This is a genomic window from Dyella sp. 01L423, from assembly GCF_056399945.1.
Genome location: NZ_JBFTSI010000003.1, coordinates 281881 through 308719, shown reverse-complemented (window position 1 = coordinate 308719; position 26839 = coordinate 281881). Strand labels below are relative to the sequence as shown.

The window sequence follows — 26839 nt, the reverse complement described above, 5'->3', positions numbered from 1 at the left end:
ACTCGAGCGGCGGCAGCCGGTCGAAACGCCCGCCGCGCAGGCGGCACGCTGGCGGAGAGGCGACAACCGAGCCGTGCCGCTACTGGATGACGAGCTTCGCTGTTGAGAAGCGCCTCCGGCCCACGCCAGGATGACGAGCAAATGGCGTGCATCCGGGCCAGCGCAATTCACCACCGCCCCCACCCCAGGCAAACACCTCACTCCTCCAAGGCAGCCGCCGGCACCCGATCCACATCCTCACTCGGCACACACCCCGGCACCACCGCATCGGCCTTGAACATCCACCACTCACGCCTGTTCGCATGCCCCAGGCTCACCGCCTTGCTGCGATCCACGCAGTTGGCCATCACGCCATCCAGCGCAAACAACCAGCGGTGCCCGGGATCGACGGCCTGCCACTTCACCGCAGCGCTGTACTGCTCGTGCCACGGGCGCGTAAAGCCAAAATCCGTGGCCGGATGGTCGAACATCAACAGGTTCTGCTCCTTCCACGCCACCATGCCGATCTGGTCGCCCGCCGGCAGGCGTTCACGCACGTCCTGCATCAAGCCGGCGGCCGAGCTGGAATCGTTGAGGATGGGATAAGCCCACAGGCTCCACACCAGCCACATCGCAGCCATGCCGCCGGCAACGGCGGCGACGGCGCGGCGCATGCGCAGCGCGGCGATCAACAGCAGTTGGATGGCGCCGATGGTGACGAACATCCACCACAGCGCATGGCCGCCGTCATCGAAACCGCGCGCCGTGGCGAAATCACTGGCGAACTTCGGATGAGCCATCAGCGCCGTGGCGCCCACGCCGAGCATGGCGGCGCCCATGATGCCGATGAAAACGAGCCCGGCCGCTCGCAGCCAGCGATTCTGCAGCAGCTCATCCAGATAGGGGCCACTGACCAGCGCCAACATCGGCAGCGCGGGCATGATGTAGACGTCGCGCTTGCCCTTGGGGATCGAGAAGAACACCAGCAGCAGCACGATCCAGCCCAGCGGCAGCAGGATGCGCGCGTCCTTGGCCTTCAGCGAACGCCACCAGCGCGGCAGCGTGCCCGGATACGTGAGCGACAGCGGCAGCCAGGTGAACAGCACGATGGGCACGTAGTACAGCGCGTTGTGGTGGTGGTCCCACGACTTGCTGTAACGGCCGGCCGTCTGGTGGAACAGGATGTCGTTGACGTAAGCCGCGTAGGCCGGATCGCCCGCGTGCGCCTTGGCTCCCAACAGCATCGGCACCAGCCATAGCGCCATGGCCAGCAACAGCGCGACCAGGCCCAGCGCCCAGCGCCACCACGCGCCTTCGCCCATGCGCGAGACGCCATTCCACTGGCCGAACGCAGCGACCAGATACGGCACGAACATGAAGAGCGCGAGCACGCCCACGCCCTTGGTGATCACGCCCAGGCCGGCGCAGAAGCAGCCGAACCAGAAAGCCCGCCAGTTCGGCCCCTTCAGCATATGCACCAGCAGGCCCCAGTTCGCCGCCGTGATGTAGAACATCACCAGCGGATCGATCTGCGCCCGTTTGGTCTGGTAGATGAACTGGAAGGTGATCAGCAGGGCCGAAGCGGCATACAGACCGACCTGGCGATTCCACAGGCGACGGCCGAGGTCATACACCAGCGCCAGGCAACCCAGCGCCGCCAGCAACGAAGGCAGCAGAAAGGCGACGCGCCAGTTGCGCAGCACCGTGTAGCTGGCGGCTTCGAGCCAGAACAGCATCGGCGGCTTGTCCGAATACAGCTCGCTGCCACGATGCGGGAACAGCCAGTCGCCGCTTTCCACCATGTGCTTGGCAGCCAGCGCAAAGCGCGGCTCGTCCGACGGCCAGGGATCGCGCAGGCCCATGCCGGCGCCGATCACCACGAAGGCAATCAGCAGCAATAGCCAGAATCGGCGGCGTTCCAGGGGAGTGGCTTCAGAAAAAACAGACATGCGTGGATTCCGGGCTGCGGCGGGCCGCGTCGCAAATACATAGCTTAATGCCATGGCCGAGCTTAACGGTCTTGCCTGGTCCCTGGCTTAGCTGCAGCGCCCGCGGGCGCCTTCAGGCCTTCTCGAGGACGGCATAGTACATGCCGTCCAGGTCGCCATCCCCGGGCAGGACCTGCCAACCCACGCTGGCGGCCTGGCCCACCGGCAGGGAAAAGTCCACGACGCGGGCATCGGGCTGGCTCTTGAGCCACGCGCCGACCACGGTGTCGTTCTCGGCGCGCAGCATGGAACAAGTGATGTAGACCAGCCGGCCGCCCGGCGCCAACAGCGGCCACAGGGCGGCCAGGATGCGCTGCTGCTGGGCGGCGAGTGGCTTGATGTCGCTCTCGCGGCGGTGCAGGCGCACATCCGGTCGCCGGCGCAGCACGCCCGCGGCCGAACAGGGCGCGTCGATCAGGATGCGATCGAACGGCTTGCCGTCCCACCAGCCTTCAGGCTCGCCTGCATCGCCGACGACGATGTTGGCCTTGAGGCCCAAGCGTTCCAGATTTTGGCTGATCCGCTGGGTGCGCTTGGCGTCGAATTCCAGCGCGGTGAGCGAGAGGTTCGCGCGCTCCAGCAAGTGGCAGGCCTTGCCACCCGGAGCGGCGCAGGCATCCAGCACGCGCTGACCGTCGCGCACATCGGCAAGGTCGGCGGCGATCTGCGCTGCGCCATCCTGCACGGCGAATTCGCCAGCCGCGAAGCCGGGCAGGCGGGTGACATCGGTACTGTGCGGAAGCACGATGCCATCAGCCAGCCATGGATGGGCGTCAGCCGTATAGCCGTCCGTACGCAAACGCTCGATCAGTGACTCGCGCTCGCTACGGCGGTGGTTGACGCGCAGCATCAACGGCGGCTCGACATTGTTCGCCGCCATGACCGCATCGGCTTGCTCCGGCCAGTCGCGCGCCAGCGTCTTGGCCAGCCATAGAGGATGCGCGTGCCGGGTCTGCGGCTTGGCATCAAGTTCGGCCAGCAGCGTCTCGCGTTCGCGTTGCCAGCGGCGCAGTACGGCGTTCACCAGTCCCGCCATGCGCGGGCGCTGCAGCGCTCGCGTGGCCTGCACGGTGGCGGCCACCGCGGCATACGCCGGCAATTGCAGGATTTCCAGCTGCACCAGGCCGAGCACCAGCAGTGCATGCACGACCGGTTCCTTCTGGCGCAGCGGCTTCTCCAGCAGGCGATCCAGCACGGGGTCGAAACGCAGCCACCAGCGTGCGCCATCGCTGAGCAAGGCCATCAGCAGTGCGCGATCGCGCCCGTCGGCCAGTTTGGGCGCATGACGCTCCATCGCGTCGCGCAGCGAGGTACCGCGCAGGGCGACGTCGGCAAGGGCTTGGGCGGCTAGGGCGCGGGTATCGGTCATGGCGGGGAAGGTAGTGGATGTGGGTGAGAAGCGGGGGTAAAGACGGAGCGGACTTTCAGCTCGTCATTCCGGCGCAGGCCGGAATCCAGTAGCGCCAGTGCTTAGTTTTCGCGTGGCGTCTTGAGATGCGCCACGAAGGCGAGGCGATAACCGACCCGCGACGCCACTGGATTCCGGCCTGCGCCGGAATGACGATCTTCAGAGGCCGCGCGTCTTCATGGCGTTGTAGTAATCCGCCGCCGTAATGCGCTTGCCACCCGCGCGCTGCAACGCGGTCACCCGCAGCGCGCCTTCACCGCAGGCGATATCAATGCCCTCGCGGCTCATGCCGAGCACGGAACCCGGAGCGCCGCTGCCTGCGATGGCACGCGCTGCCCAGATGCGCAGGGTTTCGCCCGCAACATCACCTTCGGCGACGGGCCACGGATCAAAGGCGCGCACCTGGCGCTCCAGCTCAATCGCCGGTCGCGTGAAGTCGAGTCGCGCCTCAGCCTTGTCCAGCTTGTGCGCGTAAGTGACGCCATCGTCCGGCTGGGCCCGTGCGATCAACGATTCACCGGCCATCACGCGCGCCAGACCCTCAGCCAGCACGTCAGCGCCCAGCATGGAGAGGCGATCATGCAGCGAGCCGCCGGTGTCTTCGCCGGTGATCGGCGTGCGGCGCTCCAGCAGCACCGGGCCGGTATCCAGGCCGGCCTCCATCTGCATCAGGTCGACACCGCTTTCGCTGTCGCCGGCCAGGATGGCGCGCTGGATCGGCGCCGCACCGCGCCAGCGCGGCAGCAGGCTGGCGTGCACGTTCCAGCAGCCCAGACGCGGAATGGCCAGTACCTTGCGCGGAAGAATCAGGCCGTACGCCACCACCACCATCAGGTCGGGCGCGTAGGCGGCCAGCGCGGCGCGAGCCTCGTCGGACTTCAGCGATTCGGGCTGCTCGACCGGAATGTCGGCAGCCAAGGCAGCCTGCTTGACCGGGCTGGGTGTTAGCTTGCGGCCGCGACCGGCGGGGCGATCGGGCTGGGTGTAAACCGCCACCACCTGCGCACCGCTCGCGCGGCACGCTTCAAGGCAGGGTAGGGAGAATTCGGGAGTGCCCGCGAAAACGACGCGGAGCTTCAAGCGGTGGCCGCCTGCTTGCGCTGCTTTTCCAGGCGCTTGAGCAACATGGAGCGCTTGAGCGGCGACAGATAGTCGACGAATACCTTGCCGGCCAGGTGATCCATCTCGTGCTGCACGCACACGGCCAGCGGGCCTTCGAACTCGAGCTCGATCTCGTTGCCATCCACGTCGTTGGCCTTCACCTTCACCTTGAGGGCGCGGGTGACGTCGGCATAGATGCCCGGGAACGAAAGGCAGCCTTCCTGGTAGACCTGGGCGCCGTCCTTCTCGATGATGCGTGCGTTGATCAGCGCCAGCGGCTGATTGCGCTCGTCGCTCATGTCGGCAACCAGCACCTGCTTGTGTACATTCACCTGGGTGGCGGCCAGGCCGACACCATTGGCGTCATACATGGTCTCGAACATATCGGCCACGAACTGCTTGAGTTCGGCGTCGAACACGGTCACGGGTTCGGCCTTGGTACGCAGGCGGGGATCGGGAAATTCGATGATGGTCAGTACGGACATGGCTTTACCTCAAGCGCCGAAACTGCGGGCGAATCGGTGAAAACCAAGCCCCGGGCGCATCTAGAATGACCTTTATTGTACGCCGCCAAGCGCCCGTCTGGCATGCTGTTTTGCCAACTGGTCACGGTTGCGTGAACAAGTTGTTCGGTTACACTCGCCCGAGCGTCGGGGGATGGGGGAATCCCGTTTATGATCAGAAAGTCCATAGGGCTGCTGGCCGGCATGCTGGTCACGGTGGCTGTTTACGCTGCGGGCGCGCAATTGCGTGCCGATCACCCGGATACCTATACGGTTCGAAAGGGCGACACCCTTTGGGCGATTTCCGCACGTTTCCTGTCCAAGCCGTGGCTGTGGCCGGAAATCTGGCAAGCCAATCCGCAAGTGCAGAACCCACATCTCATCTATCCGGGTGACGTGCTGAATCTGTCGTTTGCCAACGGTCCGCGCCTGGGCTTGCAGCCCCGCGTGCGTGCCGAGGGCGATGCAGTGCCGGCCATTCCGCTGGATCAGCTGCAGACGTTCCTCAAGGAAATGCGCGTACTCAACAGCGACCAGGTCAAGGCACTGCCTTACGTGGTGGGCTTTGAAGAAGCGGATCTGCGCGGCACCGTGGGCAAGAACGTCTATGCCCGCAACCTGCAGGCCGAGCCGGGCCAGCGCTTTGCGATCGTCCGTCCCACCCAGACCTTCCGCGACTTCGACAGCAAGAAGGGTCGCGACGGTGGTTCGGATCTGGTCGCCCATCCGCTGGACAGCAATGTGTCGCTGGTCCAAACGCCCTGGAAGGAAGATTTCCGCGCCGACGGCCACTACGGCCATGGCGAGGACATCGGTACCGAGGTGATGGTGATCGGCACCGCCGAGGTGTTGCGTACTGGCGACCCGACCACCCTGCTGCTGTTGAACGGCACGATGGAGATCAACAAGGGCGACCGCCTGCTGCCGCTCGACGACAAGCCGTATGACGCCTACTACTACCCGCATGCGCCCAAATCGCTGCCGGGGAATGCGCGCGTGATCGCCTTCGCCGACGCCTACGATGCGGTGGGTCCGCATCAGGTGGTGGCGTTGAACATCGGTTCGCAGGATGGCGTGGACAACGGCCAGACCTACTCGATCTACCAGCCGGGCGAAACCATCAACGACGACGTCGCCCACAACAGCTGGAATCGCGGCACCGGCGTGGACGTGACGCTGCCCCAGGAGTTCGTGGGACACGTGATGGTGTTCCGCACCTTCGACCGCGTGAGCTATGGCCTGATCATGGATGGCCTGCGCCCGGTGCACAGGCACGACAAGCTCGAACTGCCGAACTAAACCTCCGGCGGTACAGGACGACAGAACGGCGCGGTCATGACCGCGCCGTTTTTTTTTGCGCCGTGCCTAGGCTGGGCGGCGATGAACGACACCTCTCCGTTACGCACCTGGCTGCTCCTGCTGCGCACACCGCGCCTCGGGCCGGGCGCGCTGCGCGAGCAGCTGGCAGCCCATGATGGCCAGGTCGACGCCGTGCTGGCGGCACTTCACCAGCAACTGCCCGACCTGCCCGGCGACACTCGCCGCTGGCTGCAGCGCCCCGACCCTCGCCGTCTCGACGCCGATCTGGCTTGGCTGGAGCGGCGCGGCCATCGCCTGATGCTGTACACCGACGAGGATTTCCCGCCGCTGCTCGAAGCGATTGCGCAACCGCCGGCAGCGCTGTTCGTGGCCGGCGACGCCAGCCTGCTGTTGCATCCGCAGCTGGCGATCGTGGGCGCCCGCGCCGGCACGCTGAGCGGTCGCTGTGATGCGCGCGCCTTCGCGCAAGCCCTCGGGCTTGCCGGCTTCACCATCACCAGCGGCATGGCCGAGGGCATCGATGGCGCCGCGCACCTGGCCGCGCTCGAGGCCGGGCTGCCTACCGTGGCCGTGGTGGGCACCGGACTGGACCGGGTCTACCCACACAAGCACCAGGCCCTGGCCCGGCGGCTGGCGGCCGAAGGCGCGCTCGTGAGTGAGTTTCCGCCGGGCACGCCGGGTCGTGCCGATCACTTTCCGCGCCGCAACCGCCTGATCGCCGGTTTGTCGCTGGGCACCCTGGTGATCGAGGCCGGGCTGCAATCAGGCTCGCTTATCACGGCCCGCCTGGCCGCCGAACAGGGGCGCGAGGTATTCGCTTTGCCCGGTTCCATACATAATCCCCTCGCTCACGGTTGCCATCGGCTGATTCGCGATGGTGCGCGTTTGGTTGAAACGGCTGCTGAAATCGTGGAAGTGCTTGCTCCTGCTGCTGTCGCACTGGGGCGTGAGCTGGCAAGCCGGTTGCAAGGCTCAGCCGTCGCGTCCCCTCAAGAGACGGTGTCCGAAGCCGATCCATCCCGCCGAGCGCTGCTCGACGCGCTCGGTTACGGGCCGGTCGCGCTCGACGATCTGGCGGGTTTCACCGGCAAAACTGTCGCAGACCTTACATCTGCACTGTTGATGCTGGAGCTGGACGGCAAGGTCGAAGCGCTGCCAGGCAATCGTTACCAACGTTTGCCGAGTTAGCGAAAGCCGACGTGCAGCGCGCTTTCACATGGTTCAGCTTGACGGCGTGATGCCGCCATGCCTTTAACTAAATATAGGAAGCCGGCCCGGACAGGTCGGCTATAGATGGCGGATAGCAAGCTTCATGGCAAAAAACCTGCTTATCGTTGAGTCGCCGGCTAAGGCGAAGACGATCAACAAATATCTCGGCAAGGACTTCCAGGTCCTCGCTTCCTATGGCCACGTCCGCGACCTGCGCCCGAAGGAAGGGGCGGTCGACCCGGACAACAACTTCGCCATGGCCTACGAGGTCATCGACCGCAACGAGAAACACGTCGACGCCATCGCCAAGGCAGCCAAGCTGGCCGACGACATCTATCTGGCGACCGACTTGGATCGCGAAGGCGAAGCGATCTCCTGGCACATCAGCGAGATCCTCAAGGAGCGCGGCCTCACCAAGGGCAAGACGCTGCATCGCGTGGTGTTCTCCGAGATCACGCCCAAGGCGATCAAGGCCGCCGTGGCGGCGCCACGCCAGCTGTCGCTGGACATGGTCGATGCGCAGCAGGCGCGCCGCGCGCTGGACTACCTGGTCGGCTTCAATCTTTCGCCGGTGCTGTGGCGCAAGGTGCAGCGCGGTCTATCCGCCGGCCGCGTGCAGTCGCCCGCGCTGCGCATGATCGTGGAGCGCGAGGAAGAGATCGAGGCGTTCGTCGCCCGCGAGTACTGGACCATCGAGGCGGCGCTGCGCCACCCGGAAGGCGACTTCAACGCCCGCCTCACCAAGCTCAACGGCAAGAAATTCGAGCAGTTCGACCTCACCAACGAACACGATGCGCTGGCCGCGCGCCATGCGCTGAAGCAGGCGGCGCACGGCCACCTCACCGTCAGCGACGTCGGCAGCAAGGAGCGCAAGCGCCGCCCGGCGCCGCCGTTCACCACCTCCACGCTGCAGCAGGAGGCCGCGCGCAAGCTCGGTTTCTCCACCAGCCGCACCATGAAGGTCGCGCAGGGCCTGTATGAAGGCGTGTCGATCGGCAGCGAGGGCAACGTTGGCCTGATCAGCTATATGCGTACCGACTCGGTGGCACTGTCGGAGGACGCCGTGGTCGAGTTGCGCGAGCTGATCGCGCGCGACTTCGGCACCAAGGCGCTGCCAGATCATGCGCAGGCCTACAAGTCCAAATCCAAGAACGCGCAGGAAGCGCATGAGGCGATTCGCCCGACCTCGGCCATGCGCACGCCGCGCGACGTGTCGGCGTATCTCAACGACGAACAGCGCAAGCTCTACGAACTGATCTGGAAGCGCACCGTTGCGTGCCAGATGATCCACGCCACGCTCAACACCGTGTCGGTGGAATTCGCCGTGCCGCACGTGCACGGCGGCGATGCCTCGTTCCGTTCCACGGGCACCACCGTGGTCGATCCGGGCTTCCTCGCCGTGTACGAGGAAGGCCGCGACCAGAAGACGGCCGACGATGACGACGAGGGCCGCCGTCTGCCCAAGCTCGACGTGGGCGAGAAGGTGGCGCTGCAAGACATCCTGGCCGACCAGCACTTCACCGAGCCGCCGCCGCGCTACTCCGAAGCGAGCCTGGTGAAGACGCTGGAAGAGCACGGCATCGGCCGCCCGTCGACCTATGCCAGCATCATCCAGGTGCTGCTCAACCGCGAATACGTGTTCCTCGACAGCCGCCGCTTCAAGCCGACTGACGTGGGCCGCGCGGTGAGCAAGTTCCTCACCGCGCATTTCACCCGCTACGTCGACTACGACTTCACCGCCAAGCTCGAGGACGAGCTGGACGCCGTGAGCCGTGGCGAAGAAGCCTGGGTGCCGCTGATGGAGCGCTTCTGGCAGCCGTTCAAGCAGCAGGTGGACGAGAAAACCGAAACCGTCGACCGCAGCGAAGCCACCGGCGCGCGCGAACTGGGCAGCGATCCCAAGAGCGGCAAGCCGGTGTCGGTGCGACTGGGCCGCTACGGGCCGTATGCGCAGATCGGCGACAAGGACACCGACGAAAAGCTGCAGTTCGCAAGCTTGCGTCAGGGCCAGAGCATGCACACCATCACCCTGGCCGACGCGCTGGAGCTGTTCAAGCTGCCGCGCAAGCTCGGTCAGGCCGAGAACGGCGATGAGGTGTCGGTGGGCGTGGGCCGCTTCGGCCCGTTCGTGAAGCAAGGCAGCACCTACGCCTCGCTCAAGCCCGAAGACGATCCGTACACCATCGAGCTGCCGCGCGCCCTGCAGATCGTGCAGGAAAAGCTGGAGATGATCGCCAATCGCATCATCCAGGACTTCGGCAACGGCGTGCAGGTGCTCAACGGCCGCTTCGGCGCGTACATCACCGATGGCGAGAAGAACGCGCGCATTCCCAAGGACCAGGAACCGAAGGAACTGACCGAAGCGCAGTGCATCGAATTGCTCGCCGCCGCGCCGGTCAAGAAGGGCCGCGGTGCGTTCAAGAAGACCGCCGCCAAGAAGGCTGCCGCCGAGAAGAAGCCGGCGGCAAAGAAGGCTGCCACCACCAAGACCGCCGCCAAGAAAGCGCCGGCAAAGAAGGCCACCGCCAAAAAGGCCGCCAGCAAGAAGACCGCGACCAAGAAGACGGCCGCCAAGAAGGCCACCGCCAAGACCGCCACCAAGAAAGCTGCCGCCAAGAAGGCGGCAACGGAAGCCTGAGTGACGGCTCGCTTCAGCCTCGCCGACGTAACTGCCGCCGCCGCGCTGGTGCGCAGCGGCGGCGTGCTGGCCTACCCGACCGAGGCCGTGTTCGGCCTCGGTTGCGACCCGCACAATCAAGTCGCGTTCGAGCGGCTGTTCGCGCTCAAGCGACGGCCGCCCACGCAGGGCGTGTTGTTGATCGCGGCGGATTTTGCCCAGGTCGAGCGCTATATCGATCTGGCCGCCGTACCCGCCGCCGTGCTGGCGCAGGTGCGCAAGAGCTGGCCCGGACCAAATACCTGGATCTTCCCGCGCTCCGCAGAAGTGCCGGCGTGGGTGGCTGGCGCGCACGCGGGCATCGCCCTGCGCGTGACGGCGCACGAACCTGCTGCCGCGCTGTGTCGCGCCTATGGCGCCGCCCTGGTTTCCACCAGCGCCAATCCGCATGGCGAGCCGCCGGCGCGCACTGCCGACGTAGCTGCCGGCTACTTCGGACCCGCGCTGGATGGCCTGCTGGACGCACCGACCGGCGATCAGCTACGCCCCACGGTGATCCGCGATGCGCTCTCGGGCGCTATCATCCGTGCCTGAGTGAAGCCGCAAGGACTTGCTGACCGGGTCAGCGAGGATGAACGGTTTCCGCATGCCACGCGCTCTCAGTAGGGAGTGATTCAGTGGCTACCGCGAGGATGGGGATCATCGCGGGCTCTCTATTCCGTCCGCACGTCGGACCGGCCAGGCCGGACCGAGGGGCAGACTGCCGTTGCCGGAGAACACCTTGGCCATCGTTTTTGAAAACGTCCAGCTCGAACGATCCGCCATCGAGTTGCCGTTGCTGGCGGCGATCGCGCCGGATCGCCCGGTGGTGTGGCGCGATGGCGAGCCCGTCACCGCCGCGCGCTTCCTGGCGCACGTGCTGGCGGTTGCCGAACAGCTGCCGGTGGCCCCTGCCGCCGTGAACCTGTGCGAAGACCGCTACGCCTTCCTGGTGGCGTTCTGCGCCATCGCGCTCCGTGGACAGACCAACCTGCTGCCGTCCTCGCGTGCGCCGCAGGCGGTGGCCGAAGTGATGGCTGCCCATCCCGGCAGCTATGCATTGGGCGAACTTGCACTCGACGCGCCGCCGAGCCACTACCGGCACCTGCCGAGCCTGATGGACGTGCCTGAGGCGAAGGGCGAACTGACGATCCCTTCGCTGCCGGCCGATCAGGTCGTCGCCATCGGCTACACCTCCGGTTCGACCGGCACGCCCAAGGGCAATCCCAAGACCTGGGGCAGCTTCAACGCCAGCAATGCGGGCAACCTGCGCATGCTGCACGGCTCGGTGGGCAAGCACTTCCACGTGGTGGCCACGGTGCCGCCGCAGCACATGTACGGCATGGAGATGTCCGTGCTGTTGCCCCTGCTCGACGATATCGCGGTCCACGCCGGCCGCCCGCTACTGCCGGCCGATGTGGCGGCCGCATTGGCGGAAGTGCCCTCGCCGCGCGTGCTGGTCACCACACCGGTGCATCTGCGTGCGCTGATCGAATCGGGCGTGACTTTGCCGCCGATCGACGCGATGGTGTCCGCTACCGCGCCGATGCCGGTGGAGCTTGCGCAGGCTGCCGAAGCGCGTTTCGGCGCGCCGCTGCTGGAAGTATTCGGATCCACCGAGACCTGCGTGTTCGCCAGCCGTCGTTCCGCCAACGACGAGCCGTGGCTGCTGTACGACGACGTGCAGCTGCATCCGCAGCCCGATGGCACGCAGGTGCGTGCACCTCAGCTCGATGAGCCGATGACGCTGGCCGACATCGTGACGCTGCACGACGGCGGGCGTCGTTTCCGTCTGTGCGGACGCCATTCGGACCTGCTCGAGATCGCCGGCAAGCGCGCCTCGCTCGGCGACCTCACCCGACGCCTGCAGGCGATACCGGGCGTGCAGGACGGTGTGGTGTTCCAGCTGGAAAACGGCGATGCGCTGGGCGTGCATCGGATTGCGGCGTTGGCTGTCGCGCCGGATATGGATGAGCAGACCATCCTGGACGCATTCCGGCAGTCGGTAGATCCGGTGTTTTTGCCGCGGCCGCTGAAGTTGGTGGCGCGGTTGCCGCGCAATGAGACGGGGAAGTTGCCGAGGGCGGCGTTACTGGCGTTGCTTTGAGGCGCTGACGCGCCGTTTTGCCTACTCCTGGCGACCCAAGTCCTAGCTCGTCATCCCTGCGAAAGCAGGGATCCATCTCTTGATCGTCATCCCTGCGGAGGCAGGGATCCAGTGCCTTTGCGCCTTTGTTGTCGCGATCCGGCGACCGGGCCGCTTACGCAGCGGGCGTTTCGAACGGCTGCCGCCGCTCGAGTCACTTTTCTCTTGCTGGCCCAAGAGATCCCACGGGACTAGCTTCGCGTCGAAAGTAACCCAAAGAGAATGGCCTGAAGAGCTGGCAGCATTACGTTGGGATAAGCCCGAACGCTTGAGGTAAGTCGCTGCCTGGCAACCTTCGCCGCTACACAGCGGATACTTCAAAGCGCTTCGCAACGCGCCGTGGCGCTGAGGACTTAAAGCGGAGCTTCGCTGCACATCGGCCTTGGCCCCGCCGCTTCGTGCCGGCTTGTCTGTGGGAGCGCACCCTGTGCGCGACAAACCTACGGAGCGATGCACATCACTTCTCCCTCTCCCCTCCGGGGAGAGGGCCGGGGTGAGGGGCGGGTGCTCGCGGTTGCGCTGATCTGGCGCCTGTGCCCCTGCTCGCAACCCAGCCTCCCGCTGAAGCTCCCCCTCGTGCTGCACTGCGAAATCCCCCCGCCGCCCTTTACAATGGCCCGCTGCGCCGCTCTAGGCGCACCCCTACGGCAGTTGGAGTCCCCATGAAAGTCCTGGTCATCGGCAGCGGCGGGCGTGAACACGCGCTGGCGTGGAAGCTCAAGCAGTCGCCGCGCGTGAGCGAAGTGATCGTCGCCCCGGGCAATGCGGGCACGGCGCGGGAAAAGGGTGTGCGCAACGCCGACGTGGCGGTGACTGACCTGGATGGCTTGTTCAAGCTGGCCAAGGACGAAAAGATCGGGCTGACCGTGGTCGGTCCCGAAGTGCCGCTGGTGGCCGGCGTGGTCGACAAGTTCCGCGCGGCGGGGCTGCGCTGCTTCGGCCCGCGCGCAGTGGCTGCGCAGCTGGAAGGCTCCAAGGCGTTCGCCAAGGACTTCCTGCTCCGCCACAACATTCCCACCGCACGCTACGCGGTGTTCACCGAGCTCAATCCTGCGCTCGCTTATGTGCGTCTGCACGGTGCGCCCATCGTGATCAAGGCCGATGGTCTGGCCGCGGGCAAGGGCGTGGTGGTGGCGTTGACGCTGGCGGATGCCGAGCAGGCGCTGCATGACATGCTGGGTGCGCATCAGTTCGGCGATGCCTCTGCGCGCGTGGTGATCGAGGAATTCCTCGACGGCGAAGAAGCCAGCTACATCGTGATGAGCGATGGCCAGCACGCCTTGCCGATGGCCAGCAGCCAGGACCACAAGCGCCGCGACGAAGGCGACATGGGCCCCAACACCGGTGGCATGGGCGCGTACTCGCCCGCACCCGTGGTCACGCCTGAAGTCGAGAAGCGCATCCTCAAGGAAGTGATCGAGCCCACCCTGCGTGGCATGGCGATGGAAGGTGCACCTTTCATCGGCTTCCTCTACGCCGGCCTGATGATCGACAAGAGCGGTACGCCCAAGGTCATCGAATTCAACGTGCGCTTTGGTGATCCGGAAACGCAGCCGATCATGCTGCGCCTGAAGTCCGATCTGGTGGATTTGATCGAGGCCGCGCTCGATGGCGAGCTGCATCACACGCATGTGCAGTGGGATGCGCGCCCGTCGCTTGGCGTAGTGATGGCGGCAGGCGGTTATCCTGGCAAGGTGCGCAGCGGCGACGTCATCACCGGGCTGGACAGTGATTTTGGCCCCAACGTGAAGGTGTTCCATGCCGGCACGCAACTCGACGCGCAGGGCAAGGTCGTCACTGCAGGCGGTCGCGTGCTCACGGTGTGCGCGTTGGGCAAGGACATTGCGGCCGCTCGCGAGCACGCTTATGCGGCAGTGGCGAAGATTCATTACGAGGGCGGCTTCTGCCGCCGCGATATCGCGCATCGCGCGCTGCATCGCCTCTGAGCTGATCGACTCAGCCCGTTGAAAGCCCCGGACGTCCGGGGCTTTTCTTTTGGGTCATCCGCGACAGCGCATTCATCCCGCCTTTTCCACGATCTTCTTCAACGCACGCAACACGTCGCCAAAATCGCCCGTCACCTGTGGCCCGATCGCCTCAGCCTCGGGGCCGGTGATCTGGGTGGCGTATGTCACTCTCACCCGATGCGGCGAGAGTGCTTCAATGCGGTGATCAACCACGACGCGCGTTTCATCGATTACGGTTTCGTCGGTAAAGGCCTGCCGCTCATCCACAGCGATCAAGGTACTGACGAAGGCATCCGTGCCCGGTGGTTGCATGGTGAAGGTGGTGCCGGTGGCAAACGGCCCATGTAACTGGATGCGTTCGATACCTGCGTTCCAGCGCTGCCAGCCAGGCACATCGGCAAACACCGCCCAGACTTGCGCAGGCGTGGCCTCGATCTCGATGCTTTCTTCATGCGTCCACATGACAGCTCCTCGCGAGTCGTGGAACGCGGACGTTCCATGGGGATGGCTCAGCCGGGAATTTCCGGCTCGACCAGGTTCGCCAGATGCAGCAGCGATTCCTGCCAGCCGAGATAGCATGCCTCGGTGGGAATCATCTCCGGGATGCCCTCCTGCACCACGCTCATTTCCGTGCCGCAGGAAACCTGCTTCAGGGTGACCGTGGTCTGCATCTCGCCGGGCAGGTTCGCATCATCGAAGCGCGCGGTGTAGACAATACGCTCGCCGGGTACGAGCTCACGATAGGTGCCGCCGAACGAATGGCCATGGCCGGTGGAGAAGTTGGTGAAGGACATCTGATAGGTGCCGCCCACCTTCCCATCCAGATGCTGCACCTTGCCGGTGAATCCGTTCGGCGGCAGCCAGCGTGCCATGGCGTCGGCATCGAGGAAGGCGCGATAGATCTTCTCGGGGGTGGTGCGAAGGACACGGTGGAGCGTAACGGTACCGGTGGTCATGCCTAGGACTCCTGTGCAGGGATGAACGGGCCGTCGTAGGGCTCGTTATCGATTCGACGAACCAGCCGCGCTTACTTCGACATCTGCTCTCCATCCTGTCGACGCAGGATGGCGTGCGTGGCGCGTTCGCCCGCGATGCTGTCCACCGCCTGGTAGCCGAGCTCAGGCAGATCCAGGCCCTGGAACAAGGCTTCGCCGCGACCCATCAGCCACGGCCGCACGGCCAGATGAAGCTCATCGATCAGGCGCGCCTGCAGATACTGGCGCACCGTGGACACGCCGCCGCCAATGCGAACGTCCTGGCCGTTCGCGGCGGCGCGTGCCTGTTCCAGCGCGGCGTGGATGCCTCCAGTGACAAAATAGAACGTGGTGCCGCCGGCCATGGTGAGTGGCTCGCGCGCGTGATGCGTCAAGACAAACACCGGCACGTGATACGGCGGCTCATCGCCCCACCAACCCTTCCAGCTGTCGTCGGGCCATGGGCCACGAACCGGGCCAAACATGTTGCGGCCGAGGATCCACGCGCCAATGTTCGCGAAGCCTTTTTCCGCCATGTCGTTGTCGATGCCGGTTTCGCCGTCGCTACCGCTGTCGCCATGCATGCGCTGGAACATGCGGGTGGGAAAAACCCATTCCATCAGGCCGAGTCCACCCACGCCGAGGGGATGTTCAAGGTCCTGGGCGAGTCCCGCGCCGTAACCATCCAGCGATACGGCGAAGCTTTGCACGCGAACTTTCGACATGACGACTATCCGTGTTGGAGGAGTTACCTATCCGACGAAGCATCTGCGCCGATATCGACACGAGCGTATCCCGGTGCCCACAGACGCATCGGAGCATGCCAGAAAGCGACGGGTCGCGAGGCCGAAGCCAGGCCTTCGCCGACTCTTGCTGGAAACGCTGAACAATGCGTCCGTGCGTTATGCCCCCACTGCTATGCTCCGCGCGTGAAGGACACCACGCCACCGAGCTGCGCATGAGCCAATTCAACCTGCTGGGAAGCCGACGTTTCGCGCCATTCTTCTGGACGCAGGCGCTGGGCGCATTCAATGACAATGCGTTCCGCAACGCGATGGTCATGCTGGTGGCGTTCCAGATGGGGCTGGATGACAGGACGGTGTCGCTCTACACCAATCTGGCGCCGGCCCTGTTTATCCTTCCGTACTTTCTGTTCTCGGCGACAGCCGGGCAGCTGGCGGAGAAATACGAAAAGTCGCGCATCATCCGCTACGTGAAGCTGTTCGAGATCGCCGCCATGGCAATTGCAGCGGTCGGCTTCTACACGCACCACACGACCTTGTTGCTGGTGGTGCTGTTCCTGATGGGCCTTCACTCGACCACGTTCGGTCCGATCAAGTACGCCATCCTGCCGCAGGCGCTGAAGCCCGAAGAGCTGGTGGGCGGCAACGGCCTGGTGGAAATGGGCACACAGCTGGCGATGCTGATCGGCATGATTGCCGGCAATTCGCTGATGTTGATTGCGGGCTACGGGCCGGTCGCCGCGTCGGCCACTACCATTCTTATCGCAGTGCTTGGCTATCTCGCCAGCCGTCGTATTCCACCAGCGCCGGCCACGGCGCCGGATCTCGTGTTCAACTGGAATCCCGTCAGCGAAACCGCGCGCGTGCTTGGCATCACCAAGCAGGATCGTCGTGTGTTCAACGCGGTGCTCGGCATCTCCTGGTTCTGGTTCTTCGGCACCGTGTTGATCGCGCAGTTGCCCAATTACACGCGCCTCAACCTGGGTGGCGACGGTTCGGTCAATACGCTGGTGCTGACGTTGTTCTCGCTAGGTACCGGTGTCGGCGCCTTGCTGTGCGAACGCATGTCGGGACGCCGCGTGGAAGTGGGCCTGGTGCCGCTGGGCGCATTTGGTCTCACGGCGTTTGGGGTGGATCTCTACCTCGCGCACCCGCATCTGGCGACGGCACATGGCCTCGACTGGCTCGGTTTCATCCACAGCGCGGGCAGCTGGCGCGTCGTGATGGATCTCACGCTGATCGGCGTCTTCGGCGGTTTCTACGTGGTGCCGCTGTTCGCCTTTGTGCAGGCGCGTACGCCGCGCGACCGGCTGTCGCGCGTGATCGCCGGCAACAACATCATCAACGCGTTGTTTATCTGCCTGGCCTCGGGCTTCGGCCTGGCGCTTGGTGCACTGGGCTTCACCGCCGTGCAGATTTTCCTCGCCGCGGCGTTGCTCAACGTCGCGGTGGCGACTTACATCTTCACCATCGTTCCCGAATTCCTGATGCGTTTCATCACCTGGGTGCTGGTGAACACGCTGTACCGCGTGCGCGTCGACGGGCTGGAAAACATTCCGCAGGAAGGTCCCGCCCTGTTGGTGTGCAATCACGTGAGCTTTATGGATCCGCTGTTGCTGATGGCGAATCTGCGCCGGCCCACGCGTTTCGTCATGTACTACAAGATCTTCAATATCCCGGTGTTGAAGTTCGTGTTCCGCACGGCCAAGGCCATCCCGATTGCAGGACAGAAGGAAGATCCGGTCGTGTTGCAGCGCGCCTATGACGAAGTGGACGCCGCACTCGCCGATGGCGAGCTGGTGTGCATCTTCCCCGAGGGCGGCCTGACCAAGGATGGCGACATCGCGCCATTCCGCCCGGGCGTCGCGCGCATTCTTGAACGTCGTCCGGTGCCGGTGGTGCCGCTGGCCTTGCGCGGCCTGTGGGGCAGCGTGTGGAGTCGGCGCGATTCGATGATGCATCGCGCGCGCTTGCCGCGACGCTTCCGTGCACGGGTGGAACTGGTCGCCGGCGCGCCCTACTCACCGCAAGACGCGCAGTTGGAAACACTGGAAGCGCGTGTGCGTGAACTGCGCGGCGATTTCGCCTGACGGCCGGCTTGGCGATCGGGCAGGTTCAGCGCGATCGCCTGCTTGATCAGGCCATCCAGCCGGCCAGCACAATCAAGGCCACCACACTGAGCCAGGCCAGCAGTGCACGCAGCAAGGCGCCGCGCAGGCGGACGAGTTCGGCCAGCGTATCGATGCGTTCCTCGGCATAACCGTCGCCTGCTTCGATATCCACCTGCACATCCGCACGCGCAGCCGCACCGAGAAAACCCGGGCCTTCGACATACCAGCTGTTGGGCGGCTGTTGCTGGTGCCAGCGCTTCCACGCGCCGATCACTGCATCCCAGTGGCCAACCAGGGCGAGCGTGAATACCATCAGCTGCGCCGGCAGCCAGTCGGCCACGTTGGCGAAGGCGCGGGCGGCGTTGCGCGCTGCCGTATCCAGCCGCAGGGTCTGGTCGCGGCCCAGCGTCTGCGCGAGGCGATAGAGCAGCGCGCCAGCAGGACCCAACAGGAAGAACCACAGCAGTACGCCAAAGCGTCGACGCAGCGCGGCATAGGCAGTCGCTTCGCCGAGCGCCAGCGCATTCCAGGCCACCGGCTCGCCGTCGTCCGACAACGCCTGGGCAGCGGCTTCGCGCGACGGCTGGTCGGGCGCCTTGATGATCGCTTCGAGATCCGCTTCATACGCGTGCGGACCGAAGCAGTACAGCAGCACCACCAGGGAAAAGATCAGGCGAAAAAGATCGCTGCCAGGCAACAGCTCGATCAGCCAGATCGCGATCAGGCACAGCACCACCGGCACGCCCAGGGTCACCGCGACGCGCGCCGGACCGCTGGTATCACCCAGCTGCGCCACCCAGCGCCGGAAGCCACCATCGCCGCGCCAATGCGCGAGCTGTGGCATGACATGCACTAGACCGAGTGCGATGAGTGCAGAGAGCAGACTGACAGCCATGAACACCATTCTCCCTATCGACGAGCGCATTGTAGGGCAAGGCTGTGACGGGTCAGTGGGTTCGTAGCACGACGCGCTTCTCTAGCTCGTCATTCCGGCGCAGGCCGGAATCCAGTAGCGATCACCCAGGGTTTTCGCGAGGCCTATACGTTTTTTGTCTCGACTGAGGCGATAACCGCGCACCGTCGCCACTGGATTCCGGCCTCCGCCGGAATGACGGCTAGGGGAGATCCGGAGGACCTCAGCCCTTGCGCTGCGCCACCAGCTCATCGAGCTCCAGGCCAGCCTGTTGGCGCAGCCAATGCTCGAGCAATCGGTATGACACCGACAGCGGCAACGAAGGCAGGAAGCTGCCGTCGGCAATGCCGTCGACGATGTCCTGCGGGGTGAACCAGCGAGCCTCTTCCAGCTCCTGGTCACGCAGGCGAATGGTGCGCGACAGGGCCTTAGCCGTGAATCCCACCATCAAGGATTGCGGCAGCGGCCAAGGCTGCGATGAGTGGTAATGCACCTCGCCCACGACCACACCGGATTCTTCCGCCACTTCGCGACGCACCGCATCTTCCAGCGATTCGCCGGGCTCGACGAAACCGGCGAGCGTGGAATAACGGCCCTTCGGCCAGCCCGCCTGGCGACCTAGCAGGCAGGCGCCCTGGTGTTCGACGATGACGATGACGGCCGCATCGGTGCGCGGGAAATGCATGCGTCCGCATTCGGCGTTGGTGCACTGCGCACGATGGCCGGACGCCACCAGCACCAGCGGCGAACCGCAGTAGGGGCAATGCCGTGTTTCACGCTGCCAGTGCACCAGTCCCTTGGCATAGGCGAACAGACCCGCTTCATCGGCCGGCAGCAGCAGGCCGATATCGCGCAGACCGCCGCGGCGCGCACCAAGCGCCTGCTCCAGCTCGGCCGCACGTTGCGCGTCGTCGATTCCGAGCACAAAACGCGGCTGTTCATCCGTCAGGCCCATGAAGCTGGCCTTGAGGTCGCCCAGCAGGCGCTCGCGCTCGGCGCTGTCCAGCCAGCGCAGCGTGTCGCTATCGGGCGATAAATAGGTCTGACCTAGCGGGTCGATCAGCAGGTAGCGCGCGTGCTCGGATGCGCCCTGCTCGTTCACCCACATGCCTTCGTCGCGCCGTTCGGCGACGCGATCGAGGATCAGGCTGAGTCCCGCGAAGGTATTGGGCCGCGGCAAGGTGATGCGATCCATGCCGTGACGACTCTCAGGTGGAGAAGGAGGAGCCGCAGCCGCAGGTGCTCTTGGCATTGGGATTGCGGATGACGAACTGCGAGCCGCTCAGGCTTTCCGAGTAGTCGATCTCGGCGCCGGTGAGGTATTGCAGGGACAGCGGGTCGACCAGCAGGGTGACACCCTCGCGGTCGATCGCGAAATCGTCCTCGGCCTGGGCCTCGTCGAAGGTGAAGCCGTACTGGAAACCCGAGCAGCCGCCGCCGGTGATGTACACGCGCAGCTTCAGCTCCGGGTTGCCCTCTTCCTGGATGAGTTCGTGCACCTTGCGGGCCGCCGCCTCGGTAAACACCAGGGCAGAGCCGGCGCTGCGGTAGTCGGGAACGATGGGGAGAGAGACGACGGTATCCATGATGCTCAAGTGGGGATGCGACAAAGCGTACGCAAGGATACCGCGATCAGGCCGGTACGGCTTCGGCGTCCCGCATCGACGGCGCGGGGAGCTCGCGAGTCAGCTCGGCCGCGTGGTGGCTCATGCGGCCGTTGACCTGGGCGCCGGCGGCCATTTCCAGCGTTTTGTAGTGAACGTCGCCGATCACGCGCGCTTCGGGCGCCAGTTCCAGGCGGTCGCTGGCATGGATATCACCGCGCACCTGCCCATTGATGATGGCGTGGGGAACATGGATCTCGCCCTGCACATGACCGTTTTCGCTCAAGGTGAACACGGCGCCTGCCTCGTCGGCCAGCACCGAACCGACGATCTGGCCGTCGAGGTGCAGTGCGCCGCTGAAGCGCACGTCGCCATGGACCACGGTGCCGCGGGCAATCAGGCTGGTGTCGTGACTGTTGGGCGCGCGCTCGTTGCGCTTACGGTTGAGCATCTTGTTCCCCTTGGGTCGGTGTGAGATGGCCCGACAGCGCCTCACCCCAGGCAACCGTGCGGGTGACCGGGTCGTCCCCGGCCGCCTGGGCCTTGATGATCAGGCGGGTGGGCCGAAAGTCGGCGGGCAGCACGATGGTGCCCTGGAGCTGCTGGAAATATTTGAAGCGGAACGGCATGCCGTCGCGCTGCGCGTTGTCGCCCAGCGCCGACCAGTCCAGTTGGATCACCTTTTCGCCGCGCAGGCCTTCGATGCTGACGCTGGCGTTGCCGGTGATATCGTCGCCGCGCTTGGCGTTCTGCGTGAGGCTCAGGGTGAGGTTCCACGCGTGCGAGTTGTCCACCGGCTGAAGGCGGACTTCCTGCACCTTGAGCCCCTCGCGCTGGGCGTCGCCGCCGGTCAGGCGGGAGTAGAAGCCCAGGTCGGCCCGCAGGCCGCTGATTTCCTCTTCGCGCTCGCCCAGCGTCTTGCGCAGCGAGCGATTGGCGATGTCTGCCACCTGGCCCGCGCGCTGCTGATTGGCCAGTTGCTGCTGGAGCTCGTCGTTCTGCTGGGTCAGCGCCTTGAGCTGGCGCTCTTCATGCGCGGCCGGGGTGGCGCGGTGCGTAATGCCGCCAACTACCAGGGCGACGATGACCAGGCTGGCCAGCCAGGCCGTGCCTATCCACAACGCGCGCCGCCGCCCGACGGATGCGTCGTGCGGACGTACCACGAAGCGCGGCGGTGGGCGTGAAGCCATGCTTGGCTATCCGGGGGAAAGGCCAAGGTATAGCCCCGCTGTGTAGAAAGCGTCAAGGAACGGCGGCACGCTTTGCGCGCCGTCCCGGGGGTGCCAAATGGCCGATCAGCTGTCGATCTTGGACTGCAGATAGCGCTCGGCGCTGAGGTCCTTGATCAGGCTGAACTGGGTTTCCAGCCAGTCGATGTGTTCTTCCTCGTCATGGAGGATGTTCTTGAACAGGTCGCGGCTGACGAAGTCGGCGATGCTTTCGCTATGCACAATGGCTTCGCGCAGATCCTTCACGGCTGCCATTTCGAGGTCCAGGTCGCCCTGCAGGCATTCCACCGGGTTTTCGCCGATGCGCAGCTTTCCCAGGTGCTGCAGGTTCGGCAGGCCGTCAAGGAACAGGATGCGCTCGACCAGGTTGTCGGCGTGCTTCATTTCCTCGATCGATTCCTTCCTCTCGTGCTCCGCCAGCTCGTCGTAGCCCCAGTCCTTGTACATGCGGTAATGCAGCCAATACTGGTTGATCGCGGTCAGCTCGTTGTAGAGGACCTTGTTGAGGAATTCGATAACTTTCGCGTCGCCCTTCATGGGAAGTCTCCTTCAGCGCAGAGGGCGACTATACGGCGAGTTTTTCAGCCATGTCGGAACGAGAATGACTAAGAGTTGCGCATGCAAAAACGCGCAGCCAAGGCCGCGCGTTTCGGGGGAAATCGTGAGGTTCGCCGGATCAGGCGATGGCAACTACCGGTAGCGTCGACATCACGTGCTGCACCGCCTTGTCCAAGGTGGCGCGGGCTTCCTGCTCGCAGCAACCGCAGCAGTCCGAACAGCCCGTGCGAGCCTGCAGCTCGGCGAACTGATGGACGCCCTCGCTGGCGGCCCGGCGGATGTCGCCGTCGGTGACGGCGTTGCACATGCAGATATACATGGCACATATGGGAACGCAAATGCGAATGATTGTCAACTCAACACCCGGGTCGTTACCGGCGGGGTGATTCAGCTGCCGTCAGGGTTGGTGAAGGAGACGGGCGGGCAACGCCCCGCCGTGTCGTGGGCCAATCCGGGCTCTCGGTGCCGGCGAGCAGGCTTGCGGCCCATCAGGCCGCGGCCTTGCCCTTGCGTGGGGTGTCGCCGGCGTCCGGGCCGTCGCGGTGCGGCAGGTCGCCCAGCTGGACGCTCAGCAGGGTCTCCACCAGCGGCGCAAAGTGGCGCAAGGCCCGTTCGTAGACCTGGCGCTTGAAGTTGACCACGTGGGCGGCCGGGTACCAGAAATCCACCCAACGCCAGTGGTCGAATTCCGGCTTCTCGCAGGCATCCAGGCGCAGCGCTTCCTCGCTGCCCACCAGGCGCAGCAGGAACCACACCTGTTTCTGGCCGATGCAGGTCGGGTGCTGGTGGTGGCGTACGTAACGGCTGGGCAGGCGGTAGCGCAGCCAGCCGCGGGTCACGCCGATCACTTCCACATGGTGGGCGGCTAGGCCGGTTTCCTCTTCCAGCTCGCGGTACATCGCCTCCAGCGGCGTCTCGTCGCTGCGCATGCCGCCCTGGGGGAACTGCCAGCCATCACGATTGACGCGGCGCGCCCAGAACAGCCGGCCGTCCGCATTCAGCAGAACGATGCCCACATTCGGACGATAGCCATCGACGTCGATCATGTTGCCTCCTGGAGCCGGGCGGGTACGGCGGACTACAGGAAACCACCGCGGCTCGGAGTCGATTCAAGCACAGCGCAGGAAGCGGGGGCAACCAGCCCCCTTGAACCGAACCGCGCGGACAACTAAACTGCCGGGCCCTGCCTGGTCGACCTCACGTCGACACCTCTGGCGGGCGGCACCCAAGGCTATGTAGCTCAGCCGGTTAGAGCACAGCACTCATAATGCTGGGGTCGGTGGTTCGAGTCCACCCATAGCCACCATGTCCCTTGCGGAATCAACGCGTTGAAGCAACCCGCCGCTAGGCGGTGTTCTGTTGGATGCGATTTGGGCTAGTGGGAGGATGCGCGCCGGCTTCAGGGTGGCTTAGGGGGAGGGTGGTAAGCGACACGGTCCCAGCTGCCACGGTCGGTGTCCGGAGCCTCCGGATGGCAGCATCAATGTGACAAAGCTACACTCGAGTTGGGGAGCGGTGGCGCAATGCCACGGCAGGGAGGCTAGATCGAATGAGTGTTGGACCCAGCGCGGATACTTCGCCCGGCGCACCTGGCAACAAGACCATTTCCCAATCTCTCCACCTGGAACCTGGCCGATACCATCGGTTGATGCAGGTAATTGGTCGTTTTCGACCGACGCCAGGGGAAGATCAGCTCGCCGAAGCTCGCGACCTGGCCGTGCAATGGCTGCAGAAGAAGAAGAGCTGGAACGTCATGCCCAGCCAGGTCCGCAATGATCGTCCGGTGAATTTGGAAGACGAAGCGAGCACTCGAGCCCTCTCAATTGAATCGGCTCCCGGTCAAGATGGAAAAGCCCTCGTTCGATGGACATGACATTCATCCAAAAGCTGACGGCGGATGAAAATCGGCTCAAAGACCAGCTCAAACGGCTCAAGGTTTCGGTTAACGTTCTCAAAGACCTCAGAAAAGACTATGCCGCCGCGCTAAAATCTCGCTGGAGAGCGCGGCAGGTCGTTGCTTCCCAGCGAGTCGCCTTCGCCCGAAAAATCTCTAAATCGCTGGAAAGCGGTGTCGCTGATTTGTCGATTAGCCTGAAGTTTGCTGAGAGCGCGCTTGCCCCCGAGGCTGACCGTGCCATCTGCAACGCTATGGGAGGCGCGTGCTGACGATCGCGAATGACCTTGCTGCGGCACCCCTACTGGGGTTGCGATGGAGCCCCGCATGGACGGTCTGGCGGAGTCTGGCAGGCGCGCTTGGACATCGGCGTAGGCCTCGTGGTTACTCCAGTCATCGTATGCTTACAAGCGGCGATGACTATTGCGCACAGGCAGGCGAGCTTCAGGCCCACGCTACCAAGTGACGCAGCACCCCGGGGGCCACTATGCGTTCATCTCAGGATCTGGTTGCAGGTCAGGTCTACACTCGTGCCGAGCTCAAGGCGAAATTTGGTATCGCCGACGCGAGTATCAACAACGGCATCTTCCGACCCAAGGGCCACGAGTCGGTCTGGCTGTTCGTCACAAAGAACAAGACCTCGGACCGAACGCCATATCACGACTCCTTGGATGGTGACGCGCTGACCATGCAGGGCCAAACCAGCGGACGGACCGACCAATGGATCGTCGATCACGACAAGGCAGGAGTAGAGCTACTGCTCTTTTACAGGGAAAGTAAGGTTGAACATCCTGGTGCTGGGTTCGTCTACGAGGGGCCGTTCCGCTACCTCACTCACAAAGGGTCGTTTCCAGCGACCTTCCATCTGACGCGAGATAAGTCCGCGTCCCCCTCCCTCAGCTGGACTTCGGGCCTCGCACTCGAGGCTGTCATTGCCTTGGGTGGCAGTGCCTCACCCAGGGAGGTCGGTGACTACATCTTGGCTCGTCTCCCGGACTACAACGTCAGTAACGTCGAGCCGGTTTTAACTCTTCTGTCCGTGAACGCTCCTTCTCGTACGTCCTTTAATCACAGCGGCCACCCTCGCCGCACCGATGAGGGGAGCGAGTACGACAGGCTGTTCAAGGTCGGCGACGGCCAGGCAGTGACCTTCGAGTTGTATGACCCGAGTCAGCATGGCATCTGGGAAATCTTCAAAGATCCGGCAGCGACAGGCAGCACTGGTATGTCGATCAGGCAAATCGTCAGCCCGACATCGCGCATGCTGGAGGAAGCAGAGGGCGAGGCTGCGGCACAGGGGGTATTCGACGCTCACAACGTCGAGGATGCCCGCCATCGGGTCATTGCCAGCATCGTCCGTCGACGCGGCCAGGCAGAGTTCCGGAAGTTGCTGATGGATGCCTATGGTGGGGCCTGTGCGGTCACCGGCTGCTCGCTCAAGGCAATCCTCGAGGCCGCCCATGTGCACCCTTATCGGGGCGTACAAACGAATGTGGTCTCCAACGGGTTGCTTCTGCGCACAGACATCCACACGCTGTTTGATTTGGGTCTCATCGCGGTTCAGTCGGATACCTTGCAGATTCGAGTGGCGCCAGAGCTCGCCGGGACGGAATACGAGCACCTTGATGGAAAGCCGTTGAGAAGGCCGACATCGCCTTTGCATCAAATCAGCACGACGTCCCTGGAGTGGCACCGAAGTCGGTGCGGGTGGTGAAAGGGAGGCGCCAGTCGTTGCTAAATCTCGATCGATTATGAGACAGAGGGCGGGGGCTGATCGGAGGGCCTTCGGCTATTGACGCTGCTACCCCCCGCTGCCGGATGGGCCGAGTAGCCGAGGAACCTGCCTTCGAGACCATGGGCGCGTCTTGACCGGTTCTGAGGGGTAGAGTGCAATCTGGCCTGGACCAGCCCCGATGGGCGAGCCAATGGCTCTGGCGACGTTCCAGATGAGGACCAGCCTCATCTGCCCGGGTCCGCAGCTGATGGCCATTTAACCCGTTCACGCGCCCTCGCTCGGCTCCGGCTTAGAGGCCACTTAGCCCGGGCGCTGCTAGTCCATTCGCGACGAAATTCATTGATCCCAAAGGGATTTCGGGAGCCGTGGCCGAATCGAGCGGTCACTCATAATGCTGGGGTCGGTGGTTCGAGTCCACCCATAGCCACCATCGATCCGATGGTCCAAATATCCCTGAATCCGCCAGCAAGACTATTGAACGCCAGCTTGCCGCGCGGGGCGGGAGTGAGCCGTTCTCGTGCTTCGCGCCGGTCCCCTGGCTTATCTGTCCTGCTTTCAGTCCGGCCTTGACCGCGGAAGCAAGATCAAAACCGCCCCCTGCGTTGCACCCCTGCCTATTGCCCTCGCCCATAAGCGCTGCCGCTGTGCTGAAGGACGACGCATCGCGCGATGCGTGCTGCCCCTAAGTAGTGGAGTGGCTACTCCCCAGCGCGGATAGACGCTCTCCTGACCCGTTGTTAGTTTCATCGCGAACACATCCGTCGACGCCTTCGGCGTTCGGACATCGAGCCACCGTTTGTT

25 protein-coding genes and 1 tRNA gene are annotated in these 26839 nt (G+C 64.5%); 11 read left to right on the top strand and 15 right to left on the bottom strand.

The features are described from left to right. Positions 1-197: 197 nt before the first annotated feature. From AC1DMY_RS12395 to def, 4 genes are all read right to left on the bottom strand, one after another. The gene (locus tag AC1DMY_RS12395; RefSeq protein WP_477165251.1) at positions 198-1928 is read right to left on the bottom strand and encodes an ArnT family glycosyltransferase; all 1731 of its coding nucleotides are present in this window, start codon (positions 1926-1928) and stop codon (positions 198-200) included. A gap of 112 nt (positions 1929-2040) precedes the next feature. Then, a complete protein-coding gene (gene rsmB / locus AC1DMY_RS12390; RefSeq protein WP_477165250.1) occupies positions 2041-3336 on the bottom strand; it encodes a 16S rRNA (cytosine(967)-C(5))-methyltransferase RsmB in 1296 nt (431 codons plus the stop codon). Positions 3337-3534: 198 nt separating this feature from the next. After that, positions 3535-4455, bottom strand: a complete 921-nt coding sequence (gene fmt, locus AC1DMY_RS12385; RefSeq protein ID WP_477165249.1) for a methionyl-tRNA formyltransferase — start codon at positions 4453-4455, stop codon at positions 3535-3537. After that, positions 4452-4961, bottom strand: a complete 510-nt coding sequence (gene def / locus AC1DMY_RS12380) for a peptide deformylase (RefSeq protein ID WP_477165248.1) — start codon at positions 4959-4961, stop codon at positions 4452-4454. The genes fmt and def overlap by 4 nt, the downstream gene beginning before the upstream one ends. Positions 4962-5150: 189 nt before the next feature. Here def and AC1DMY_RS12375 point away from each other — a divergent pair, with 189 nt between their 5' ends. The 6 genes from AC1DMY_RS12375 (at position 5151) to purD (ending at position 14256) form a co-directional block, all read left to right on the top strand. Further along, on the top strand, positions 5151-6278 hold the full coding sequence (locus AC1DMY_RS12375) for a LysM peptidoglycan-binding domain-containing protein (protein WP_477165247.1): 1128 nt from the start codon (positions 5151-5153) through the stop codon (positions 6276-6278). An 81-nt stretch (positions 6279-6359) separates the two neighbouring features. Beyond that, positions 6360-7487 (top strand): DNA-processing protein DprA, encoded by a 1128-nt coding sequence (gene dprA / locus AC1DMY_RS12370; protein ID WP_477165296.1) that lies wholly within the window; start codon positions 6360-6362, stop codon positions 7485-7487. A gap of 124 nt (positions 7488-7611) precedes the next feature. Continuing rightward, positions 7612-10146: a DNA topoisomerase I gene (locus tag AC1DMY_RS12365; protein WP_477165246.1), complete on the top strand. Its 2535-nt coding sequence runs from the start codon at positions 7612-7614 to the stop codon at positions 10144-10146. Next, complete coding sequence (tsaC, locus tag AC1DMY_RS12360; RefSeq protein ID WP_477165245.1) at positions 10147-10719, top strand: L-threonylcarbamoyladenylate synthase type 1 TsaC; 573 nt, start codon at positions 10147-10149, stop codon at positions 10717-10719. Between the two features lie 244 nt (positions 10720-10963). Then, positions 10964-12271: an AMP-binding protein gene (locus tag AC1DMY_RS12355; protein WP_477165295.1), complete on the top strand. Its 1308-nt coding sequence runs from the start codon at positions 10964-10966 to the stop codon at positions 12269-12271. Between the two features lie 701 nt (positions 12272-12972). Then, positions 12973-14256 carry a phosphoribosylamine--glycine ligase gene (purD, locus tag AC1DMY_RS12350; protein WP_477165244.1) on the top strand — a complete coding sequence of 428 codons (1284 nt, stop codon included), beginning with the start codon at positions 12973-12975 and terminating at the stop codon, positions 14254-14256. 72 nt (positions 14257-14328) lie between these two features. Here purD and AC1DMY_RS12345 read toward each other — a convergent pair whose 3' ends face one another. From AC1DMY_RS12345 to AC1DMY_RS12335, 3 genes are all read right to left on the bottom strand, one after another. Then, on the bottom strand, positions 14329-14739 hold the full coding sequence (locus AC1DMY_RS12345) for an SRPBCC family protein (RefSeq protein ID WP_477165243.1): 411 nt from the start codon (positions 14737-14739) through the stop codon (positions 14329-14331). 47 nt (positions 14740-14786) lie between these two features. Continuing rightward, positions 14787-15233, bottom strand: coding sequence for an SRPBCC family protein (locus tag AC1DMY_RS12340; RefSeq protein ID WP_477165242.1), 447 nt, complete (start codon positions 15231-15233; stop codon positions 14787-14789). 71 nt (positions 15234-15304) lie between these two features. Then, positions 15305-15976, bottom strand: coding sequence for a dihydrofolate reductase family protein (locus tag AC1DMY_RS12335; protein WP_477165241.1), 672 nt, complete (start codon positions 15974-15976; stop codon positions 15305-15307). A 233-nt stretch (positions 15977-16209) separates the two neighbouring features. Here AC1DMY_RS12335 and AC1DMY_RS12330 point away from each other — a divergent pair, with 233 nt between their 5' ends. Continuing rightward, positions 16210-18084, top strand: a complete 1875-nt coding sequence (locus AC1DMY_RS12330; RefSeq protein ID WP_477165240.1) for an MFS transporter — start codon at positions 16210-16212, stop codon at positions 18082-18084. 46 nt (positions 18085-18130) lie between these two features. Here AC1DMY_RS12330 and AC1DMY_RS12325 read toward each other — a convergent pair whose 3' ends face one another. The 8 genes from AC1DMY_RS12325 to AC1DMY_RS12290 form a co-directional block, all read right to left on the bottom strand. Continuing rightward, positions 18131-19000 (bottom strand): beta-lactamase induction protein, encoded by an 870-nt coding sequence (locus AC1DMY_RS12325; protein WP_477165239.1) that lies wholly within the window; start codon positions 18998-19000, stop codon positions 18131-18133. Positions 19001-19241: 241 nt separating this feature from the next. Further along, the gene (gene nudC / locus AC1DMY_RS12320; RefSeq protein WP_477165238.1) at positions 19242-20213 is read right to left on the bottom strand and encodes an NAD(+) diphosphatase; all 972 of its coding nucleotides are present in this window, start codon (positions 20211-20213) and stop codon (positions 19242-19244) included. Positions 20214-20226: 13 nt separating this feature from the next. Beyond that, complete coding sequence (gene erpA / locus AC1DMY_RS12315; RefSeq protein WP_441601929.1) at positions 20227-20604, bottom strand: iron-sulfur cluster insertion protein ErpA; 378 nt, start codon at positions 20602-20604, stop codon at positions 20227-20229. Between the two features lie 46 nt (positions 20605-20650). Beyond that, on the bottom strand, positions 20651-21073 hold the full coding sequence (locus tag AC1DMY_RS12310) for a bactofilin family protein (RefSeq protein ID WP_477165237.1): 423 nt from the start codon (positions 21071-21073) through the stop codon (positions 20651-20653). Next, a complete protein-coding gene (locus AC1DMY_RS12305; RefSeq protein ID WP_477165236.1) occupies positions 21060-21812 on the bottom strand; it encodes a DUF6776 family protein in 753 nt (250 codons plus the stop codon). Before AC1DMY_RS12305 ends, AC1DMY_RS12310 begins: the two co-directional genes overlap by 14 nt. Before the next feature lie 105 nt (positions 21813-21917). After that, positions 21918-22388, bottom strand: a complete 471-nt coding sequence (gene bfr, locus AC1DMY_RS12300; protein WP_204634695.1) for a bacterioferritin — start codon at positions 22386-22388, stop codon at positions 21918-21920. A 139-nt stretch (positions 22389-22527) separates the two neighbouring features. Further along, positions 22528-22728: a (2Fe-2S)-binding protein gene (locus AC1DMY_RS12295; RefSeq protein ID WP_441601932.1), complete on the bottom strand. Its 201-nt coding sequence runs from the start codon at positions 22726-22728 to the stop codon at positions 22528-22530. 169 nt (positions 22729-22897) lie between these two features. Continuing rightward, positions 22898-23455 (bottom strand): RNA pyrophosphohydrolase, encoded by a 558-nt coding sequence (locus AC1DMY_RS12290; RefSeq protein WP_441601933.1) that lies wholly within the window; start codon positions 23453-23455, stop codon positions 22898-22900. Positions 23456-23638: 183 nt separating this feature from the next. On the opposite strand from AC1DMY_RS12290, the gene AC1DMY_RS12285 reads away from it, so the two are divergent. The 4 genes from AC1DMY_RS12285 to AC1DMY_RS12270 all read left to right on the top strand — a co-directional run bounded on the left by AC1DMY_RS12285 (position 23639) and on the right by AC1DMY_RS12270 (position 26017). Continuing rightward, positions 23639-23715: transfer RNA gene (locus tag AC1DMY_RS12285), tRNA-Met, on the top strand. Positions 23716-23958: 243 nt separating this feature from the next. Further along, on the top strand, positions 23959-24282 hold the full coding sequence (locus AC1DMY_RS12280) for a hypothetical protein (RefSeq protein ID WP_477165235.1): 324 nt from the start codon (positions 23959-23961) through the stop codon (positions 24280-24282). Continuing rightward, the gene (locus AC1DMY_RS12275; RefSeq protein ID WP_477165234.1) at positions 24273-24575 is read left to right on the top strand and encodes a hypothetical protein; all 303 of its coding nucleotides are present in this window, start codon (positions 24273-24275) and stop codon (positions 24573-24575) included. Before AC1DMY_RS12280 ends, AC1DMY_RS12275 begins: the two co-directional genes overlap by 10 nt. Before the next feature lie 215 nt (positions 24576-24790). Further along, the gene (locus AC1DMY_RS12270) at positions 24791-26017 is read left to right on the top strand and encodes an HNH endonuclease (RefSeq protein ID WP_477165233.1); all 1227 of its coding nucleotides are present in this window, start codon (positions 24791-24793) and stop codon (positions 26015-26017) included. Positions 26018-26839: the final 822 nt, after the last annotated feature.